Consider the following 18,275-nt stretch of genomic DNA (forward strand, 5'->3'; position numbering starts at 1 on the left):
CGGTAGAGGGGTTAGAGGAGAAGGTCGTCCACGAGAACATGGACGCGTGCGGCGATATCGTCACGGATCGCTTCGACGCCTTCGCGAGACGCGAGAGCGGGGTCACCCACCGCCCAGTCGTCGTACCGAACGCCGGGGATGATCGGGCAGACGTCCCCGCAGCCCATCGTGACAACCACATCTGCCGCACGCACCGCGTCGTCGGTGAGCGGCTTGGGATACCGGTCAGCGGCAATGTCACCTTCGATGTCCGTGAGCAGCGATCGGACGTGGGGGTGGATGACGTCCGCGGGATTCGACCCTGCGGAACGTGCAACGACCTTACCGCCGCTGATCTGATTCACGAGTGCTGCGGCGAGCTGGGAGCGTCCGGCGTTCGCAACGCACACGAACAGCACCTGCGGGACGGAGGCGTCGCGGTCCCTGGTGAGGTCAGCGAGGCGCTGCCGGGCGAACCTCTCGGTCAAGGGGATCAATGCAGAGGTGACGCGAGCAGTGCGGGCAAGGGACGTGTACGACTCGCGGACGATGGTGAGCACCACGTCGGCGTCGATCTCCGGGATCTCGTCGGCGAGCTCGTCAGCAAGATGAGTCACGCGCGCGTCGAAGTCGGGTCGTGTGTTTGCGTCCGTGCGCTCAACGCTCCACGGCTCACTCACGGTCGCGGGCGCGAACGAGTCCAGGAGTGCGGTGACCGCGCCGCGGCGGTTCGGGTTGATGCGGTACCAGACCCAGGTGCCGCGCCGCTCGGAGACGAGGACATCCACGTCTTTGAGGACTTTCAGATGGTGCGAGACGGTGGGCTGGGAGACGTCGGCGAGTTCGGCCAGGTCGCACACACACGACTCTCCGCGGGGGTCGGAGGCGATGGCGGACAGCATGCGCAGTCTGAGCGGGTCGGACAGCGCTTTCAGCGTCGCCGCAACCGAAGTGGCGGCGTCGACGCCGATCGCGTGGGTGGCGACGGGACTGCAGGTGTCGCCGGTGGTCGTCAGCGTGACGTTCATGGCTACATCCTTTCAGCGGTGTACGGGTTGGTGTGGAACCAGCGCCGGGCCGCCCACAGGGAGACGTAGACGAGTCCGACGAGCACGGGGACCTCGATCAGTGGGCCGACGACGCCGGCGAGGGCCTGACCGGAGGCGGCCCCGAAGGTGCCGATGGCGACGGCGATGGCGAGTTCAAAGTTGTTGCCCGCGGCCGTGAACGCCAGAGTGGAGGATCGGGCGTATCCGAGCCCGAGCGCCTTCCCGGTGAACAGTCCGATGAACCACATCACGGCGAAGTACGCCAACAGCGGCAGGGCGATGCGGGCCACATCCCACGGCCGGTTGGTGACCTGCTCACCCTGCAGGGCGAACAGCAGCACGATCGTGAACAGCAGGCCGTACAGCGCCCACGGTCCGATCTTCGGAAGGAACGTGTCCTCGTACCAGTCGCGGCCCTTCGCACGCTCCCCGATCAGGCGGGACGCGAAACCGGCGATCAGGGGGATTCCGAGGAAGACGAGCACGTTGAGTGCGATCTGCCAGATCGAGATCTCCAGTCCCTGCGAGTCCAGTCCAAGCCATCCGGGGAGCACAGTGAGGTAGAACCACCCGAGGAGGGAGAAGGCGATGACCTGGAACACGGAGTTGATGGCGACGAGGACGGCGGCGGCTTCTCGGTCACCGCAGGCGAGATCGTTCCAGATGACGACCATCGCGATGCACCGGGCCAGGCCCACGATGATGAGGCCGGTGCGGTACTCGGGGAGATCGGGAAGGAACGCCCAGGCGAGGGCGAACATCAGTGCCGGTCCGACGACCCAGTTCAGTGCGAGCGAGGAGATGAGGAGCTTCTTGTCGCCGGTGACGGCGGCGACTTTGTCGTAGCGGACCTTCGCGAGGACGGGGTACATCATCACCAGCAGGCCGAGCGCGATCGGCACGGAGATGCCGCCGACTTCGATGTGGGCGAGGAGCTCGGAGACGCCAGGGATGAAGCGGCCGACGAGGATTCCGGCGACCATGGCCAGTCCGATCCACAGCGGCAACCAGCGGTCGAGGGTCGACAGGCGGCGGGTGGTCGTTGTGGGGGTGGGTGCGGTTGCGGAGCTCATGCGAGGAGCGCCTCCATCTTCTCTGCGATTGCGGGCTTGGCGTGGGCGCCGATGAGCATGTCAACGCGCGCACCCTGGTTGTAGAAGACCAGCGTGGGGATCGAGGTGACGCCGATGGCGGTCACCGTGGCCGGGTTCTGGTCGGCGTCGAGCTTGACGATCTTGACCCGGCCGTCGTACTCGACGGCGAGCTGGTCCAGAAGTGGGGCGATCTGCTTGCACGGACCGCACCAGGTGGCCCAGATGTCCACCACGACGGGGATCTCGGAGTCGGTGACGTCGTTCTGGAATGTGGCGTCGGTGACCACGATCGGGACACTCATGCGAGGACCTCCTGGGCGTCGAATGCGGGCGCGGTGTCCGTGAGGGCCGCGAGGTAGTGCTGGGCGTCCTGGGCGGCCGCGCAACCCGTGCCGGCTGCGGTGATGGCCTGCCGGTAGGTGTGGTCGACCAGGTCGCCGGCGGCGAAGACGCCGTCGAGGGTGGTGCGGGTGGACGGGTGGGCGACCCGCACATACCCGTCAGCGTCCGTGTCGACGGAGCCTGCGACGAGCTCGGAGCGCGGGTCGTGCCCGATGGCGACGAAGACCCCTGTCACGGAGAGTTCGCGTTCCACTCCGGAGACCGTGTCGCGCAGCGTGACCGCCTCGACCTTGTCCGTCCCGAGGATGCCGGCTACTTCGCTGTTCCAGGCGACGTCGATCTTCGGGTGCTCGAGCACCCGCTGCGCCATGATCTGTGAGGCGCGGAACGTGTCGCGACGGTGCACCACGGTGACCTTCGACGCGAACCGGGTGAGGAACAGCGCTTCCTCCATCGCCGAATCGCCACCGCCGACCACGACGATCTCCTGGTCGCGGAAGAAGAAGCCGTCGCAGGTCGCACACCAGGAGACCCCGTGACCGGTGAGACGCTCTTCATCGGCCAGTCCGATCTTGCGGTAGGCCGACCCCATGGTGAGGATCACCGCACGCGCCAGGTAGGTGTCGCCCGATCCGGTGCGCACCGTCTTCACCGGCCCTGCCAGGTCGACCGAGACAGCGTCGTCGAGAAGGATGCGGGCGCCGAAGCGCTCGGCCTGCGCGCGCATCGACTCCATCAACTCCGGACCCTGGACACCATCGACGAAACCGGGGAAGTTCTCCACCTCGGTGGTCGTCATGAGCGCACCGCCCGCGGTGACGGAACCGGCCAGCACGACCGGGGCAAGGCCCGCCCGCGCCGCATACACCGCAGCCGTATAGCCGGCGGGCCCGGATCCAATGATGATCAGCTCAACCTCTTGAATCGACATGTGTCTATATTGACACTTATCGATACAACGTGCAAGCCTGGTGTCACGCCAACGGTCCGGCGGGCGAGCGGCCCGCCGGAGGAGAGAAGGATGACGTGACAGACCCTCAGACCGTGCTGTTCATCTGCACACACAACGCCGGACGCTCACAGCTGGGCGCGCACCTGCTGGCCCGGCATGCTGGCGATCGACTGATCGCAGACAGCGCCGGCGTTCACCCCGCTGCCGCGATCAACCCCGCGGTCGCCGCGTCTCTCGACGAGCTCGGCATCGACACCTCAGCGGCAGTGCCGCGCGCCGTCACCCCGGACGACCTCGCGAGCGCCGATGTGGTGGTACTGATGAAGCCGGGCTTGGAACTACCCGGGCCAGTCTCCGGTGAGGTCGTGCAGTGGGAGTTCCCTGATCCTGCGGACTGGTCCGTGGACAGCGACGCCGTGCGAGAACTCCGTGACGCTGTCGACCAGAACGTGCACGCCTTGGCAGCCCGACTGCTGGAATGACCGCCGGCGGGGTCAGCACCCCGTCTTGTAACGAGTATGCACGTAGGGAGCCCGTCCATCACGGACGGGCTCCCTCTTCCGGTGTTGGGTCGACTACTTGGAGCCGTATCCGACCGGGTTGCCCAGCGACGGCGTGCGGGCTGCGCAGGCGCAGTCGGACAGGTCGAGCTCGAGTTGGATGGTGACGGCGAGCGGGGTGCCGTCGCGGGGGTCTTCGATCGTGACGTTCTTCTCGATCAGCTGGTTGGCCATGTGAGTACTCCTTGGGTTGATTGCGCCCCGCGGGGCGCTGGGTGGTGGCTCGAGCTGCCGGTCAGCCGACGGCGACGCGGGTGGGCTCGAGCTGGATGACCGGCGCCGCGCAGCAACTGCTTCCGGCCCCGTCGAAGTCTCCGGATCCGCCGCAGACGCCGGTGTCGGGAAGGATGAGCTCGTTGCGCTCGGCTCCTGCATGATCGCCCGCGAGGTGCGCGGCGACGCTGCGGACTTGCTCGAACCCGGTGAGAGCGAGGAAGGTAGGGGCGCGGCCGTAGCTTTTTGCGCCGACGATGAAGAAGTCTGGCTCCGGCTGGGTGAGGTCGCGGGCCCCGGTGGCGCCGATCGATCCGCAGGAGTGGACGTTCGGGTTGATCTCCTCCGCGATCCCGGCGACCGCCTCCAGCGACGCATCCAGATCGATGCGCATCTCCGACAGGATGCTCACATCGGGACGGAACCCGGTCAGCGCGAACACCCGGGACACCCCGTCGACCTCCTTGCCGTTCTCCGCGACGATGCGCAGCCCCGCCGCCTCGTCGTGGAACTCGGCGACGCGGAAGCCCGTCACCACGTCGACAACACCGGCTTCGATCACCTTGCGCGCTCGAGTGCCCAGAGCTGCACGCTCGGGCAATTCATCGCCCGCTCCACCACCGAAGACGTTGCCCGTCGTGCCGCGACGCAGCAGCCACGTCACCCGGGTGCCTGGGGTCGTGCGCGCCAACTCGCTCAGCCGGAGGACGGCATGCACCGCGGAGTGCCCGGCACCGATCACGACCAGGTGCTGCCCCGCACACGCGGAGACATCCTCCGGGATGCGGTATGAGATCCGTGCGGCCGCGGCCCGCTCGCCGAGCGCGGGCAGCCCGTCCGCCCCGGCAGGGTTCGGGAGCGCCCATGTGCCGCTGGCGTCGATGACGGCGCGCGCGGAGATCCGACCTTCTGCCCCCTGCGTGTCCCGGGTGTGCACGATGAACGGCTGCCCCTTGCGGCCGCTGTCGACCATCAGGTCCCGGCCTTTGCGGGCGACACCGGTGACGGTGGTCGAGTAGATGACGCGGTCACCGAGGACGCGGGCGAGCGGGTCCAGGTAGCCGGCGACCCATTCGGCTCCCGTGGGGTAACCCGAGTGCGGTGCGGTCCACCCGGTCGGCTCCAGCAGACGCCGCGCGGCCGTGTCGGTGAGTTCCGGCCAGCTGGAGAACAGGCGCACATGTCCCCACTCGGACACCGCAGCAGCTGGTCCATCGCCTCGCTCAACGACCGTCACGGCGATGCCTCGCTCCGTCAGGTGGGCGGCCGCAGCAAGCCCTTGGGGGCCGGCGCCGATGACTACGACGGGAAGCTCGTTCATCACATCTCCTCAAATCGAAAAACTTCAATATGAATAGCCTGCTCCTCCTATCGAAGTTTGTCAATGCGTGCGATACTGGTGTCATGAGTCTTCCTGCCACCCTCGACACCTCGACGTCCTGCTGCGCCCCTCGGGTGACAGCAGCGATCACGGTCGAGGACGCGGAGCGCGTCGCACGGGTCTTCAAAGCGCTCGGGGATCCGACACGGGTGCGCCTGTTGTCGCTGATTGCCGCCGGTGACGGTGGGGAGGCGTGCATCTGCGACCTCACCGCTCCGGTCGGACTGTCGCAGGGCACGGTGTCGCACCACATGAAGCTGCTCGCCGACGCGGGGCTCGTCACCCGCGAGCAGCGAGGGAAGTGGGCGTACTTCGCGATCACCGACGGGGCGCTGGACGCCGCCGCGGACACTCTTCGTTCGGTGTGACCGCTCGGGCCGCGGGCTCCCGGTTCGGGGGTCGGCTTGTCGCGCTGTCGCTGGGTCAGGTCATCAGCTGGGGCATTTTGTTCTACGCGTTGATCGTCGCCTCGCCCGCGATCGCGGACGAGACAGGGTGGCCCGTGGTGCTGGTCACATTGTCGTTCTCGGGTGGACTCGTTGCTTCGGCGATCGCGGGCGTCGTTGTCGGGCGCTGGCTCGACGAGCGTGGGCCTCGGATGATCATGACCGTGGGAAGCATCGTCGGTGCGGGTGGGCTGGTCATCGTGGCGGCCGCGCCGGATCTTGTCGTGTTCACGGCGGGGTGGATCGTGGCGGGGACCGCGCAGGCCGCGGTGTTGTACCAGGCCGCGTTCACGGTGATTGCTCGCCGGTACGGAGACCGCCGCCGGGGTGCAATGACGATCCTCACCCTCGCGGGAGGATTGGCGTCGACCGTCTTTGCTCCCCTCGTCGCCATGTTGCTGTCGATGATGGATTGGCGGTCGGTGTTTCTTGTCCTCGCCGTCGTCCTCGTGGTGACGACCACACCGTTGCATTGGTTCTTCCTCGAGTCGTCCTGGCCACCCGTCATTCATGGTGCATCGGCCGATCACCACACGGTGGCGAGCGTGGTGCGCACGCGACGCTTCTGGATGCTCGAGGCGTCGATGCTCACCCTGGCGGCGGCGCTGTTCAGCGTCACACTCGCAATCATTCCGCTGTTCACTGAGAAGGGGATGACGTACGAGCTCGCCGCATGGGCGCTGGGGCTGCTCGGCGCCGGCCAGGTGATCGGCCGACTGCTGTATGTCGCCGTCCCACACACCGCCGCACCCTGGGTGGCGTTGGCGGCGACGGCAGGGCTGAGCGCCATCGGGCTTGCTCTGATCGCGATCGTGCCCGGCCCGCCGTGGCTGCTCATCAGTATCGGCGTGGGGGTCGGAGCCGTGCGCGGTGCAGAGACGCTTGTGCAGGGCTCTGCCGTCGCTGACCGGTGGGGCACCCGGAACTACGGCTCGATCAATGGTGTCTTCGCCGCACCGATCACGGCGATCGGTGCGGTCGGTCCCGCGCTCGGCCCACTCATCGCGGTGGCGACGGGGTCGTACTCCGCCATGGCGTGGGTTGCTGTGGGGTTCGCCGGGCTGTCACTCACCTTCGCCCGCTTCACCTGATCTCTCCGCCCGTCGATGCCGTCCGCCTCCAAACTGCGCGACGTATCGGCGTGGGCGGGGATCGTCGATCCCGCTGCGCGGGTTGACGTGCTCCACGCTTGGGTAGCGATCTGCACCGCATCCCAGGGGGAGCCGAGCGGCGGGGTATAAGACAGGTCGAGGTCGCTGATCGCATCTACGGACATGCTGTGGTGCAGTGCGGTCGCGAATGTATCGACGCGCTTGGAGATCTCGGCGCTGCGCGATCCGACCAGTTGCGCGCCGAGGAGACGCCCCGATTCAAGGTCTCCGGTCACACGGATATGGATCGGGGTGGCGCCTGGGTAGTAGCGCTTGTGGTCGTCGGCAGAGACGGTGTGGCTGTGCGGCCGATGCCCCGCGGTCTCGGCTTCGTGATCGCGAAGGCCCGTGCGTGCAGCTACCAGGTCGAACACCTTCACGACCTGGGTTCCCAGGCTGCCGTGGAATCGCGCATCGGCGCCGACCGCGTTCGCGCCCGCGACGCGCCCTTGTTTGTGCGCGGTCGTGCCGAGCGGAAGATACGTGTCGCCGAGAAGGCGATGACGGGTGATCACACCGTCCCCGCCCGCCCAGATCTGCGGAATCCCTGTCTGCATCCGTTCGTCCACGATGACGGCGCCGCCGGCTCCGGTTCGTGCCCCGATTCCGGTGAGGAGCTCCACATTGGGGCGCACACCCACCACGACGAGGACCAGCTCGGCGCGACGCACGAACGGGGCACCGTCGCGGGTGCCCTGGACCGCAAGGAGCCCACTGTCGCGACCGATATCGTGCACCTGCATGCCCGTTTCCACCGTGACGCCATTGCGGTGGAGCTCGTCGCGCACGAGCGCTCCGAGCTCCGTGTCGAGGGTGGAGAGCACCTGGGGTCCGCGTTGCAGCTGCGTGACCTGGAGTCCGCGGATGGTGAGCGCTTCGGCCATCTCGAGGCCGACGTACCCCGCGCCGATGATGATCGCCGTCGACGGTTGATGCTCATCGATGTAGCTCTCAAGAGCGAAGGTGTCACCCATCGTGTGGAGCGTATGCACACCGTCCGCAGGCCCGAGCCGGTCGGTCCCGTGGATACCCGCCGTCGACGCGGATGCACCCGTCCCGACGACGAGCGCATCGTAAGGAATGGCGGACCCCGCTCCATCGCTGGTCCGCACCGCGAGGGTGCGGGCGTCGACGCTGATGCCTGTCGCGAGCGTGTTGGTGCGCACCTGGAGGCCGGCCGCTTCCAGATCGGCGAGCGTGCGATGTGCGAGGGACTGCCACGGTTGCACCTCCCGCGAGAAGTAATAAGGGATGCCGCAGATGGAGAAGTTCGGGTACGCATCGGCAACGACGACCGTCACATCAGCGGATTCGTCCACCTCTCGGGCACGGAGCGCCGCGGAGATTCCCGCGTCGCTTCCTCCGATCACGACCAGGTGCATGTGAGTCCTTTCTGTCGAGATCTCGCCGCCCGCGAAGCCTTGACGACGCGCGACATCCGCGCACCTGATCATCGCGTCGATCACGGCACGATCCGACACCCGGGCGGGAAGATCAACGAACCCTTTCGTCGCCGTTCACCTCACGTTCATATAGATAGCCTTCTATAACTACGTCGGATAGACAAGCATCTATGTGAAGCGGCGACTCGGCTGCTTCATCCCTCGAATACCTGAGATGAAGGAAGCACACGTGCGAAAGTCCACAGCAAAGATCTTCGCGTCCACCGCATTGGTCCTGGTCGGGGCACTAGCCCTGAGCGGGTGCGGCGGGCAGCCCTCCGGTGGTGACACCTCTGGATCCGGCGCGAGCGGGGGCGGACTGACCGGTTCGGTGAACACCGACGGTTCGTCGACCGTCGCCCCGCTGACTGAGGCCGCCGCTGACCTGTTCCGCGATGAGGAGAGCGGCGTGAACGTCTCGGTCGCGACGTCGGGTACCGGTGGTGGCTTCAAGACGTTCTGCGCCGGCGAGACGGATGTGTCCAACGCGTCGCGTCCGATCAAGGACGAGGAAGCTGCGGACTGCGAGGCCGCCGGCATCAAGTACACCGAGATCGTCGCCGCCAACGACGGCCTGTCAGTCATCGTGAACCCGGAGAATGACTGGGCGGAGGACTTGACCGTTGAGCAGCTCAACCTGATCTGGGGGCCGGAGGCGGAGGGCAAGATCACGAACTGGAACCAGGTCGATCCCAGCTTCCCCGACCAGGCCATCACGCTCTTCGGCGCCGGCACCGACTCGGGCACGTTCGACTACTTCACCGAGGAGATCAACGGCGAAGACGGTGCGATCCGCACCGACTACAGCCCCTCCGAAGATGACAACATCACCATCCAGGGCGTTGCGGGAGACGTCGGCGCGATCGGGTTCCTCGGCCTCAGCTACGTCGAAGAGAACGAAGGTGTCGTGAAGGCAGTCGCCGTCGACGGCGTGATGCCGAGCACCGAGACCGTGCAGGACGGCACCTACACCCCGCTGGGTCGCCCCCTGTTCATCTACGTGAACAACGCCTCGTACGTCGACAAGGAGCAGGTGAAGTCGTTCATCGACTTCTACGTCGCCAACTCCGCGGAGATCGCTGAGCGTGCACTGTTCGTGCCGTTGACCGAGGACCAGGTCACCACCGCCACCGACGAGCTCGCCTCGCTCGGCTGAGCACCGCACGCTCCATGACCGCCATCATTGAACGGCGTGGGGGTCCGGCTTCTGGCCGGGCCCCTGCCCCCGCCAGCAGTTTCGCCGGCCGCCGCCGCCCCGGCGAGTTCCTCATCAAGCTCGCCCTGCGCCTGGCTGCAGCCGTCACCGTCGTGACGACGGTGGGGATCCTCATCGCGCTGCTTATCCCGTCGCTGAGCTTCTTCGCCGAGGTCCCGGTCCTGGAGTTCCTGTTCGGCACCCGGTGGGCGCCACGCTTCGCGGACGCGTCGTTCGGCGTGCTGCCTCTGGTCACCGCGACCTTGTGGACCACGCTCATCGCGCTGCTCGTGGCGGTGCCGTTCGGGCTCGGGGCTGCAACGCTGCTCGCCGAGTACGCCCGCCCCCGCGTCCGCAAGGTTCTCAAACCGTTGCTCGAGATCCTCGCGGGCATCCCCACGGTCGTGTATGGGTTCTTCGCCCTGCAGTTCGTGCAAGGCACCGTCCTGCGGGACTGGCTTCACCTTCCAACCGGGGCGTTCAGTGTTCTCGCGGCGGGCCTCGTCATGGGTGTGATGATCATCCCGACGATCGCGTCGATCGCAGAAGACGCCATGTCCGCTGTCCCGCAGGCGCTCCGCCAGGGCAGCGCCGCGCTCGGGGCGAACCGGATGCAGACCACCCTCCGCGTCGTGTTCCCCGCCGCCCTGTCCGGGATCGTCGCGGCCGTCGTACTGGGCATCTCCCGAGCGGTCGGCGAAACCATGATCGTCGCCATCGCCGCCGGCAACCAAGCGCAACTCGTCACCAACCCGCTCGATCAGGGGCAGACGATGACGGGATTCATCGCCAACGCCGCGCTCGGCGACTCCCGGGTCGGGAGCCTCGAATACAACACCCTGTTCGCGGTCGGGCTGCTGCTGTTCCTCATCACCTTGCTGATCAACTTCATCAGCATCCGTTTCGTCCGCCGCTTCCGGGAGGCCTACTGATGTCCCCCACCTCGACGACCGCGACGCAGCCGTTGCGCGCTTCGGCCCCCATCGCGACCGGCCGCAACGGTGAGATGCGCCCGAGCGCACTGGCGTTCCTGCTGCTGTTGTGGCTCTCCCTGTTCGTCGCGTTCGCGGTGCTCATCACCCTTCTGATCACGATCTTCCTCACCGGGCAGAACAAGCTCTCCACGGCGCTGCTGTTCAACTTCCCCTCCGCCGACCCCGACGAGGCCGGAGCCCGGCCCGCCATCCTCGGATCCGTGTGGGCGATCGGTGCGACCGCCGTGATGACACTCCCGCTCGGGATCGCCGCCGCCGTGCACCTGGAAGAGTTCGCCGACCGGAAGCGGTGGTTCAACCGGTTCATCGAACTCAACGTGCAGAACCTCGCCGCAGTGCCCTCGATCGTGTACGGGCTCCTCGCGCTCGCGTTCCTCTCGATGCTCGGCGTCACCAACAAGAACATCGTCATCGGCGGGGCGTTCGCCCTGACACTGCTCATCCTGCCGGTGATCATCATCGCGACCAGAGAAGCACTGCGCGCGGTCCCGCGAGAGATTCGCGACGGATCTCTCGCACTCGGCGCCACACAATGGCAGACCACGTGGAGACAAGTGCTCCCCGCATCCGTTCCCGGGATCGCAACCGGCTCCATCCTCGCGCTCTCCCGCGCACTCGGGGAGGCCGCCCCGCTGCTCGTGCTCGGCGCGCTGGTGTACATCACCTTCGACCCGAACGGGCTCCTCAGCGGCTACACCACGCTGCCGATCCAGATCTTCAACTGGACCGGCCGCCCGCAAGAAGGCTTCCACGAACTCGCCGGCGCCACCAGCATCCTGCTGCTCGCCGTCCTCATCCTGATGAACGCGCTCGCGATCTTCATCCGCAACAAGTTCCAGAAACGGTGGTAACCATGAGCACTCCCACAGGCAGCGCCGCGACAGCGACGCACACGAACTTCCATGCCGCCGAAACACGACGGCTCGCCGCCACCCCCAGTGGCCTGATCCGCTGCGAAGACGTCAACGTGTACTACGGCGAGTTCCGGGCCGTGACCGGCGTCAACCTCGAGTTCGGGCGTAACGAGATCACCGCGCTCATCGGCCCCTCCGGATGCGGAAAATCAACGCTGCTGCGCTCCCTGAACCGCATGAACGACCTCGTCGACGGTGCCCGCGTGGAAGGCACCGTCCTCTTCCAAGACGAGGACATCTACGCCAAAGCCGTGGATCCGATCGAGGTCCGTCGGCGGATCGGCATGGTGTTCCAAAAGCCCAACCCGTTCCCGAAATCGATCTACGACAACATCGCCTACGGCCCTAGGGTCACCGGGATGAAAGTCGACAACATGGACGACCTCGTCGAAGAGGCACTGACCCGCTCCGCCCTCTGGGGCGAAGTGAAGGACAAGCTCAAGCAATCCGCGTTCGGCCTCTCCGGCGGTCAACAGCAGCGCCTGTGCATCGCGCGGACGATCGCTGTACAACCCGACGTGATCCTGATGGACGAGCCCTGCTCCGCCCTTGACCCGATCGCCACGTCTCGGATCGAAGACCTCATGCACGAGCTTCGCAAGGACTACACGATCATCATCGTCACCCACAACATGCAGCAGGCAGCGCGCGTGGCCGATCGCACCGCATTCTTCACCGCCCTCGCCGACGAGAGCACCGGTGACCGCACCGGCGTGCTCGTCGAATACGACCTCACCCGCAACATCTTCGAACAGCCACAAGACCAGCGGACCGAGGACTACATCAGCGGACGATTCGGATGACCGACACCGGCAGGGATGGGAACCCGCGGTTCGTGCTCCACGGACGCGGACCCGACGTACTGCGCGGGAGCTTTGCCGAGTTCCGCCATGCGGGAGTCCCCGTTACCGTCCACGCAGAAGTCGTCGAAGCGCTCGCTGACCTCGCGCACGACCATCACGCATCCCTCGTCCTCGGCAGCGGAGAACCATTCGAGAAGCTCGCCGCGATCATCCAGATCGCGGGTCCCGTGTGCGACGGTGCCCTATTCCTGGGTATCTCCGATGCGACGGAAACCGCGACAATCGCAGCGGCGATGAGTGCCGGAGTGCGCGGTACCGTCCGACTCCCCGTCACCCCGGACCGACTGCGCGAAGTGTCACGGCTGCATCCACGATCCGCCCCTCCAGATCGCACACTGCGTATCGGGGAATTGACGCTCGACGTCTCGCACAGAAGCCTGCGCTGGCAAGATCACGCGCTGCTGCTACCCGCACGAGAATTCGAGCTGCTGCATCAGATCATCCGCGCCTACCCAGACAGTGTGAGCATCGACGCTCTAGCACTTTCCTTCGGATCCGACCTCGAAGATCCCCACGCCTCAGTGCGGGTAGCAATGACAAAACTCCGCTCGCGACTGGCCGCCTTCGCACCAGCACAGGCGCTGATCGAAACTGTCCGCGTCGCCGGCTACCGGCTCGCCTCCTGAGCCTCGATGCCCAGTTCCTGAAGAAGGTCAAGAACCCGTGAGCGGACCTCATCACGCACGGCGCGAAGACCGACATCATCGAGCTCGAGCGGATCGGCGAGATCCCATTCCATGTAGCGTCGCCCGGGGAAAATCGGGCACGAGTCGCCGCACCCCATCGTGATGACGTAGTCCGCCGCACGCACGACTTCATCCGTGAGCGGTTTGGGGAACTCGCCCCACAGCTCAACCCCGACTTCGCTCAGCGCCGCAGCCACGCGAGGATGCGCTGTGTCCGATGGAGCAGACCCGGCGGTGCGCACGTGAACACGTCCGCCCGCGAAATGCCGCAAGAACGCCCCCGCCATCTGCGACCTCCCAGCGTTCTGCACGCAGACGAATAGCACCTCCGGGGTGTCCCGTAGTACCAGGCCTTGGGCCGTGGCGAGAGCGTCTAGGCGGTCCGCGGCGTACCGCGCCGTCATCGTCAACAGGTGCTCACGGACCCGCGTCCGTTGGCTCAGCAGCCGATAGCTTTGAGCGACGTATCCTGCGACCGTTTCTCGACTGAACGTAGAACTGAAGCGATACGCGAGGTCTTCAACCACGGTGCCAACCGCACGAGGAAGCGCCATCACGGGATTCTCTGGGGATCCCGCTGTCAGAGAATCGCTGCTGAGCAGACGTCCGAAACGCACCCACGCGTCGATCGTTGGCATCCATGCATCGCTCTTCTCGCGCCGGATGAGACCGGCCATCTGCAATGACCTGAGCGCTTGATCGACACCGGTGGAATCGATACCGAGTTCGCCGGCAAGGTCAGATTCGTGCATACCGGATGCCAAGGCGCTCAGGGTGCGCAGGGTCTCGGGGTTACCGAGTACTGCGACCTGCACCGCGCGATCCCGAGCCGCCTGCTCGTCGAGTGGTCGCCCGACACGGTGCGTGTGCTTCTCGCTCATCGGAGAAAATCTTCGACCGCGGCACGACGCTCGGGATGGACGGAGATCCATCCGAGCTTGCCATCCTGCACCCTCGTGACGAACCCGTCATCAAGGAGTATCCGGACGTGGTGCGTCACCGTTGGTTGCCGCAAACCGAGCATGTCCGCCAGCTGCCCGACAGTCGCACGTTCGTCCGCGGATCCCAGAATGATGCTCAAGATCTGCAGGCGAGTCGGGTCGGCGACAGCTCGCAGCGTGCGGGCAAGTTCCTCGGCCGCACCGCGCTCGAGCGCACCTCCGAGCCGAGGCTTCGGTGCAGGCTGAGCGGTCACGGCATGATTCTAGTTGCCGAACGTTGCGTGCTTCTCAGCTGTGCTTGTGCTTGAGTCGTGCGCGACGGCGGTGTGACTACTTTGCGAACGTGTCGCCTCGAAGCTTCGACGCGGCGTGCAACCGGAGGAGCTCGATACTGAGGGCGGCGCTTGCCGGGCTGCTCTGAGACAAGCTCTTCGCGGCAGCTGCAAGGGCGGGGCGAGCGGCGTCTCTCTCAAGGGCAATCAGCATGTCGACCGAGACTCCGAGCGAACGTCCCCGCCAGACAGCACCAGGCGTCTGCAGTTGCTCGACAAGGAGTAGGACCTCCGCGCCTGGGTTGGATGCCCGGGCGAGAGCACGTGCGAGGATCGCCGCATCAGCGTGGATCGGTCCGGGTTCGGGTCTAATGTACTTCCGACCCTCGGTCAACGTCGTTCGTGCCTGCTTGGCGAGATCTGACATACCGGTGCGATTGTCGCTCAATGCGCGGGTGGCAAGGTTGGACGGGTTCTCGCGGCTGAGCTCGTGCAGGGCATCAAGCACGATGGCGTGCTCTCGCTCGCTTTGTTCCAACGCAGTCGCCAGAAGGTTCGCAACGCCGGCCGGCATGCCATCAGCGAGATCTGCGAACTGGTTCACAGCGGCGCTGAGGAGTTTGCGTCGTGTCGCCGGGAACTCGATCCCGAAGTTGTCTAGGTAGAGGTCGCCAGCGAGGCTCGCGCCGAGGGCTGTGATCGGCGACTCGGCAGATTGAATGTCGTATCGAACGACGATGTCGATGACGTCATCGATGAGGTGCTCTCGACGCTTCAGCAGGCGTCCCGCCGCGAGCAGCCACGTGTTGCGCCAGTGACTCGATGGAACGAGTTCGCGCAGGTTCTGCAAGACGACCTGTTCGTCACCATCGGTGATCGCGCGAGCCGCCATATATTCCTGCAACGATCGCACTTCGAACTCGTACTTCGATGTCTTCGGAGAGACGAGCATGACCAGTCGTTCCGTCGAAAGTTTGAGGAGGGTCGTCGCGATCGACTCCGATTCACTCTCTTCGAATCCGGCCGAGCTGAGCCGGTGGCGAAGAATACGCGAGATCTCGGATTTCGTGAGGACAGCGTCCGAGTTCCCTGGTCGCTCAGTTCGTGCCTGCAACTTGAGCCCGGCCTGCTCGTGAAGATGGTCGATGTGGGGGCGCAGCGACTTCAGTTCCGTGAAGGCTTCGCTTTTCGCCAGTTCACGGTCGTAGACGACGCGATAGTACCGGTCGAACAGCTCGAATCGATCCGTCGGAAGGTCGACTGCCTCTTCAGCGAGAGCCGTCATGATCGTCACCTGCAACGGTGTGGTCATCAGTCGTTGCGTGACTCGTTCGTGGACCGCCGTGATGAGCCTTTGTGCAACCTGCTCAGCGAGGTCTGGATCATTGGCTGCCCGCAACGCGGTGAGAGCTTCCGAGTAGCTGATCGCTTCCGTCTCGGTGAGTTCAGACAGGGTGATCTGCGTGCAGGGAAACGCGTCGTCGAACTCCCGTCGATACCCCTGTGGGCGTGTTGTGGCGACGAAGAGCACGTCCGCCTTCTCCGAGCTCAGCTCGCGCACCAGCGCTGTGACCGCCTCGATGAGCCGGCTGCGGATCTTCGCGTCAGGCACCTCATCAAGGCCGTCGAGCACGAGGCATGACGGCCAGGTGCGCAACCAGTCCAGCAACGCACTCGGGTCCGACTTCTTCCCCCGAATCAGTATGGAATCGGCGATGTAGGTGAGCAACGAAAACGTCGACGGGGAGGATGCGATCACGGCCCCCGCCTTCGCCAGTTCGATCACGAACGGCCATCGACGTTTCTGCGGGTTCGGGATACCCGCCTTCCTGAGCCGTGTGTCGAGGCCATCGAAGGCGCGCTTAGCCCTCTCGCCGTACTCCTCGACGTTCGTGTCAGCGAGGAAGGCGACACGATACGTGTGGGCGATCACTTGGGCGATCGTGCTCTTGCCCTGACCCGGGCCTCCGACGATGACCACCCCATGGGGCCCACGGCCGGCGGTGGTTGACAGGTGGAGGTCGCCGATGCGCACCGTCTCGGCGGCGGTCATCCTCCGCGACTGGCCTTCCGCGTCCGCGGTCACGCCCGCCGTGAAGGGCAGATCGATTGCAATGTCCGCGAGTGTCACTTTCGACGCATCGTTGTACCCCGCATCGCCCGTTCGAACCCATTGCCGGTTGATCAGCTCGGCGACGGCGTGCCCAGCGAGCCGATCCGCCTCGAGAGCCGTCTTCTCGGGGAGCAATTCGGCGACTTGCGCAAGAAAGTCGCCGGTGACGATCTGCTCTAGGTATCGCTGTCGAATAGACGTGTGGGTGTCGAGCATGACGCGAATCTCGTCGTAGTCCCACACGTACCATCCACGCAGCCCCAAGTCTTCTGCGTTGGCGGCAAGAAGCTGGTCGAACTGGTCACGACCGCCAGTGTCTTTCGTCCCGGTCAGCACGACGTTGGTGGAGAAAAGCAGGTACTCCGGCGTCTTCTCGCCGACCCTCTTCTTTACGAGCCAGCCACGCAGCTCGGAGCGGACCTCGTCAAGGAACCACCGCCAGTCAGCCGTCGTTGAGACCGGTTTCTCGTTGTACTTCATTTGAATGACGCCGTAGCCATCCCATTTCGCGCCCGCCCCGACCGGGAAGTCGACGCGGCCGTCGAACGTAGCGTCGCGCTGCGCGTCCCTACCTGAACCAAACGGCCTGACACCATTGCCCAACTCAGCCTTCGCGAGCGCCTGGAGCATGTGCTCGAATTGCTGCCAGCCCATTCGGTTGAGGTTGTAGTGGCCCACGAAGTTCTTCCGGGTCAACGTCGACGCCGAACAGGCGCTCCAGTGACATTCTGCACCAGTGCTGTTCTCCCATCCGGTTGAACCAAGCAAGCAGAGGCGTTCGATAGCGTCGGGGTTCTCTTGGGTAGCGAGCGAACGCGCCCCAACCAGACCCGCAGGCGCGCCCGGGCCTAGCAGACGACGTCTGCGATCTCGCCGACTGTCATCGGCTCTATGGGATGCGCGCCGTCGATTCCCCGGGAGACCTCCCCTTCCAGCGGAGGCTCATCTACGCTGTCGCACATGGATGAAACCAAAGGCCAGCCACGAACCCGCCCTTGGCAGGCACAGCCATCCACCGATGCGATCGCGGCGTTCGTCGACGCCGTCGGCCGGTTGAACGCGGACGGGGACTTCATCGTTCGAGCGCTGACTGACCAGCTCCGCGCAGAGCGACCGATCGCGGATCAGGAAGAGCTGACTCCGCAGGAGGTCAGCTATCTCATCCAGTCCAAGGCGTTCACGCCAGAGTCGCTCGAGGCGACATCGATCGAAGTTGCTCGCGGGGGTCTTCTCGCGAGTGTAGCGAGCACTCTTCTGACGAGCGTGCTCCAGACCGTATCTGCTTCCGCAGCCGCTGGCTTCTTGCATATGGACGAAGAGTCGCTCTTTGCTGCCGCCGACCGCGGCGAGTTGTACATGGTCGATGTTGCACAGTCCCGGCGTTTTCCGTCGTGGCAGTTCAGCCTCTCCTCGCCGGGGAAACTCCTACCGCACCTAACCGAGATCATCGACATCGTAAAAGACAAGGGATGGATGTCGGTATCTGCTCTGATGGCGACGCCGCAGTCGACCATGGTCACCGACGGTCAGCACAGCCCTGTGGAATGGTTCAGGCGTGGCGGCGACGTAGCAGCTCTGGCCCGGATTATCGAAGGTCAGAAGTGGCGATAGAGCTCGTGGCAACGCAACGGCGTAGCGCGCACCGCTCACACGTCGTCTAATGTGTGTGGCCTCGAGCTGCGAGAAA

18 protein-coding genes and 1 pseudogene are annotated in these 18,275 nt (G+C 65.5%); 9 read left to right on the top strand and 10 right to left on the bottom strand.

Annotated features, from left to right (window positions below; translation table 11 throughout):
- Nucleotides 1–11 precede the first annotated feature (11 nt).
- Genes AUC47_RS03855 through trxB form a run of 4 tightly spaced genes read right to left on the bottom strand, consistent with a single transcriptional unit; the run spans nucleotide 12 to nucleotide 3,395 of the window.
- Nucleotides 12–1,007 (bottom strand): metalloregulator ArsR/SmtB family transcription factor, encoded by a 996-nt coding sequence (locus AUC47_RS03855; RefSeq protein WP_067122911.1) that lies wholly within the window; start codon nucleotides 1,005–1,007, stop codon nucleotides 12–14.
- Between the two features lie 2 nt (nucleotides 1,008–1,009).
- Complete coding sequence (gene arsB / locus AUC47_RS03860; RefSeq protein ID WP_067122908.1) at nucleotides 1,010–2,101, bottom strand: ACR3 family arsenite efflux transporter; 1,092 nt, start codon at nucleotides 2,099–2,101, stop codon at nucleotides 1,010–1,012.
- The gene (gene trxA / locus AUC47_RS03865; RefSeq protein ID WP_067122905.1) at nucleotides 2,098–2,424 is read right to left on the bottom strand and encodes a thioredoxin; all 327 of its coding nucleotides are present in this window, start codon (nucleotides 2,422–2,424) and stop codon (nucleotides 2,098–2,100) included. Before trxA ends, arsB begins: the two co-directional genes overlap by 4 nt.
- Entirely contained in the window at nucleotides 2,421–3,395 is a 975-nt protein-coding gene (trxB, locus tag AUC47_RS03870) for a thioredoxin-disulfide reductase (protein WP_067122903.1), read from the bottom strand. Before trxB ends, trxA begins: the two co-directional genes overlap by 4 nt.
- A gap of 95 nt (nucleotides 3,396–3,490) precedes the next feature.
- On the opposite strand from trxB, the gene AUC47_RS03875 reads away from it, so the two are divergent.
- Nucleotides 3,491–3,898, top strand: coding sequence for an arsenate-mycothiol transferase ArsC (locus tag AUC47_RS03875; RefSeq protein ID WP_067122899.1), 408 nt, complete (start codon nucleotides 3,491–3,493; stop codon nucleotides 3,896–3,898).
- A 93-nt stretch (nucleotides 3,899–3,991) separates the two neighbouring features.
- On the opposite strand, the gene AUC47_RS16635 is transcribed toward AUC47_RS03875, so the two are convergent.
- Together AUC47_RS16635 and AUC47_RS03880 are read right to left on the bottom strand one after the other, a co-directional pair.
- Complete coding sequence (locus AUC47_RS16635) at nucleotides 3,992–4,150, bottom strand: hypothetical protein (protein ID WP_179297503.1); 159 nt, start codon at nucleotides 4,148–4,150, stop codon at nucleotides 3,992–3,994.
- Nucleotides 4,151–4,211: 61 nt separating this feature from the next.
- On the bottom strand, nucleotides 4,212–5,510 hold the full coding sequence (locus AUC47_RS03880) for an FAD-dependent oxidoreductase (protein ID WP_096713912.1): 1,299 nt from the start codon (nucleotides 5,508–5,510) through the stop codon (nucleotides 4,212–4,214).
- Nucleotides 5,511–5,593: 83 nt separating this feature from the next.
- Here AUC47_RS03880 and AUC47_RS03885 point away from each other — a divergent pair, with 83 nt between their 5' ends.
- A complete protein-coding gene (locus AUC47_RS03885; protein WP_017201964.1) occupies nucleotides 5,594–5,938 on the top strand; it encodes an ArsR/SmtB family transcription factor in 345 nt (114 codons plus the stop codon).
- Nucleotides 5,935–6,906, top strand: a pseudogene (locus AUC47_RS16895) (MFS transporter); the annotation flags it as partial. The gene AUC47_RS03885 and the pseudogene AUC47_RS16895, both read left to right, overlap by 4 nt.
- A gap of 35 nt (nucleotides 6,907–6,941) precedes the next feature.
- On the opposite strand, the gene AUC47_RS03895 reads toward AUC47_RS16895, so the two are convergent.
- A complete protein-coding gene (locus AUC47_RS03895) occupies nucleotides 6,942–8,633 on the bottom strand; it encodes an FAD-dependent oxidoreductase (RefSeq protein ID WP_441338618.1) in 1,692 nt (563 codons plus the stop codon).
- Between the two features lie 166 nt (nucleotides 8,634–8,799).
- Here AUC47_RS03895 and AUC47_RS03900 point away from each other — a divergent pair, with 166 nt between their 5' ends.
- The 5 genes from AUC47_RS03900 (at nucleotide 8,800) to AUC47_RS03920 (ending at nucleotide 13,202) form a co-directional block, all read left to right on the top strand.
- Nucleotides 8,800–9,765, top strand: coding sequence for a PstS family phosphate ABC transporter substrate-binding protein (locus tag AUC47_RS03900; RefSeq protein WP_231728788.1), 966 nt, complete (start codon nucleotides 8,800–8,802; stop codon nucleotides 9,763–9,765).
- Nucleotides 9,766–9,779: 14 nt separating this feature from the next.
- Complete coding sequence (gene pstC / locus AUC47_RS03905; protein WP_017201968.1) at nucleotides 9,780–10,736, top strand: phosphate ABC transporter permease subunit PstC; 957 nt, start codon at nucleotides 9,780–9,782, stop codon at nucleotides 10,734–10,736.
- Nucleotides 10,736–11,650, top strand: a complete 915-nt coding sequence (gene pstA / locus AUC47_RS03910) for a phosphate ABC transporter permease PstA (RefSeq protein ID WP_061016800.1) — start codon at nucleotides 10,736–10,738, stop codon at nucleotides 11,648–11,650. The genes pstC and pstA overlap by 1 nt, the downstream gene beginning before the upstream one ends.
- A gap of 92 nt (nucleotides 11,651–11,742) precedes the next feature.
- The gene (gene pstB / locus AUC47_RS03915; RefSeq protein WP_082738487.1) at nucleotides 11,743–12,516 is read left to right on the top strand and encodes a phosphate ABC transporter ATP-binding protein PstB; all 774 of its coding nucleotides are present in this window, start codon (nucleotides 11,743–11,745) and stop codon (nucleotides 12,514–12,516) included.
- Nucleotides 12,513–13,202, top strand: coding sequence for a winged helix-turn-helix domain-containing protein (locus AUC47_RS03920; RefSeq protein WP_061016798.1), 690 nt, complete (start codon nucleotides 12,513–12,515; stop codon nucleotides 13,200–13,202). Before pstB ends, AUC47_RS03920 begins: the two co-directional genes overlap by 4 nt.
- Here the strand turns inward: AUC47_RS03920 and AUC47_RS03925 are convergent.
- From AUC47_RS03925 to AUC47_RS03935, 3 genes are all read right to left on the bottom strand, one after another.
- Nucleotides 13,184–14,143 carry an arsenate reductase/protein-tyrosine-phosphatase family protein gene (locus AUC47_RS03925; RefSeq protein WP_231728787.1) on the bottom strand — a complete coding sequence of 320 codons (960 nt, stop codon included), beginning with the start codon at nucleotides 14,141–14,143 and terminating at the stop codon, nucleotides 13,184–13,186. The genes AUC47_RS03920 and AUC47_RS03925 overlap by 19 nt on opposite strands.
- Nucleotides 14,140–14,457: an ArsR/SmtB family transcription factor gene (locus tag AUC47_RS03930; protein ID WP_061016796.1), complete on the bottom strand. Its 318-nt coding sequence runs from the start codon at nucleotides 14,455–14,457 to the stop codon at nucleotides 14,140–14,142. Before AUC47_RS03930 ends, AUC47_RS03925 begins: the two co-directional genes overlap by 4 nt.
- 76 nt (nucleotides 14,458–14,533) lie before the next feature.
- Entirely contained in the window at nucleotides 14,534–17,284 is a 2,751-nt protein-coding gene (locus AUC47_RS03935; protein ID WP_143740693.1) for an NACHT domain-containing protein, read from the bottom strand.
- A 264-nt stretch (nucleotides 17,285–17,548) separates the two neighbouring features.
- Between AUC47_RS03935 and AUC47_RS03940 the strand changes: the two genes are divergently transcribed.
- Nucleotides 17,549–18,199 carry a hypothetical protein gene (locus tag AUC47_RS03940; RefSeq protein WP_061016790.1) on the top strand — a complete coding sequence of 217 codons (651 nt, stop codon included), beginning with the start codon at nucleotides 17,549–17,551 and terminating at the stop codon, nucleotides 18,197–18,199.
- Nucleotides 18,200–18,275 lie beyond the last annotated feature (76 nt).

The sequence above is a fragment of the Microbacterium sp. SZ1 genome (assembly GCF_002362255.1).
GTDB lineage: Bacteria > Actinomycetota > Actinomycetes > Actinomycetales > Microbacteriaceae > Microbacterium.

What these genes read in the sequence shown, in the direction of transcription:
- AUC47_RS03925 (WP_231728787.1), bottom strand. Translation starts at nt 14,143, where the DNA reads ATGAGCGAGAAGCACACGCACCGTGTCGGGCGACCACTCGACGAGCAG.
- AUC47_RS03885 (WP_017201964.1), top strand. Translation starts at nt 5,594, where the DNA reads ATGAGTCTTCCTGCCACCCTCGACACCTCGACGTCCTGCTGCGCCCCT.
- AUC47_RS03940 (WP_061016790.1), top strand. Translation starts at nt 17,549, where the DNA reads ATGGATGAAACCAAAGGCCAGCCACGAACCCGCCCTTGGCAGGCACAG.
- AUC47_RS03855 (WP_067122911.1), bottom strand. Translation starts at nt 1,007, where the DNA reads ATGAACGTCACGCTGACGACCACCGGCGACACCTGCAGTCCCGTCGCC.
- pstC (WP_017201968.1), top strand. Translation starts at nt 9,780, where the DNA reads ATGACCGCCATCATTGAACGGCGTGGGGGTCCGGCTTCTGGCCGGGCC.
- pstA (WP_061016800.1), top strand. Translation starts at nt 10,736, where the DNA reads ATGTCCCCCACCTCGACGACCGCGACGCAGCCGTTGCGCGCTTCGGCC.
- AUC47_RS16635 (WP_179297503.1), bottom strand. Translation starts at nt 4,150, where the DNA reads ATGGCCAACCAGCTGATCGAGAAGAACGTCACGATCGAAGACCCCCGC.
- arsB (WP_067122908.1), bottom strand. Translation starts at nt 2,101, where the DNA reads ATGAGCTCCGCAACCGCACCCACCCCCACAACGACCACCCGCCGCCTG.
- AUC47_RS03880 (WP_096713912.1), bottom strand. Translation starts at nt 5,510, where the DNA reads ATGAACGAGCTTCCCGTCGTAGTCATCGGCGCCGGCCCCCAAGGGCTT.
- trxB (WP_067122903.1), bottom strand. Translation starts at nt 3,395, where the DNA reads ATGTCGATTCAAGAGGTTGAGCTGATCATCATTGGATCCGGGCCCGCC.
- AUC47_RS03920 (WP_061016798.1), top strand. Translation starts at nt 12,513, where the DNA reads ATGACCGACACCGGCAGGGATGGGAACCCGCGGTTCGTGCTCCACGGA.
- trxA (WP_067122905.1), bottom strand. Translation starts at nt 2,424, where the DNA reads ATGAGTGTCCCGATCGTGGTCACCGACGCCACATTCCAGAACGACGTC.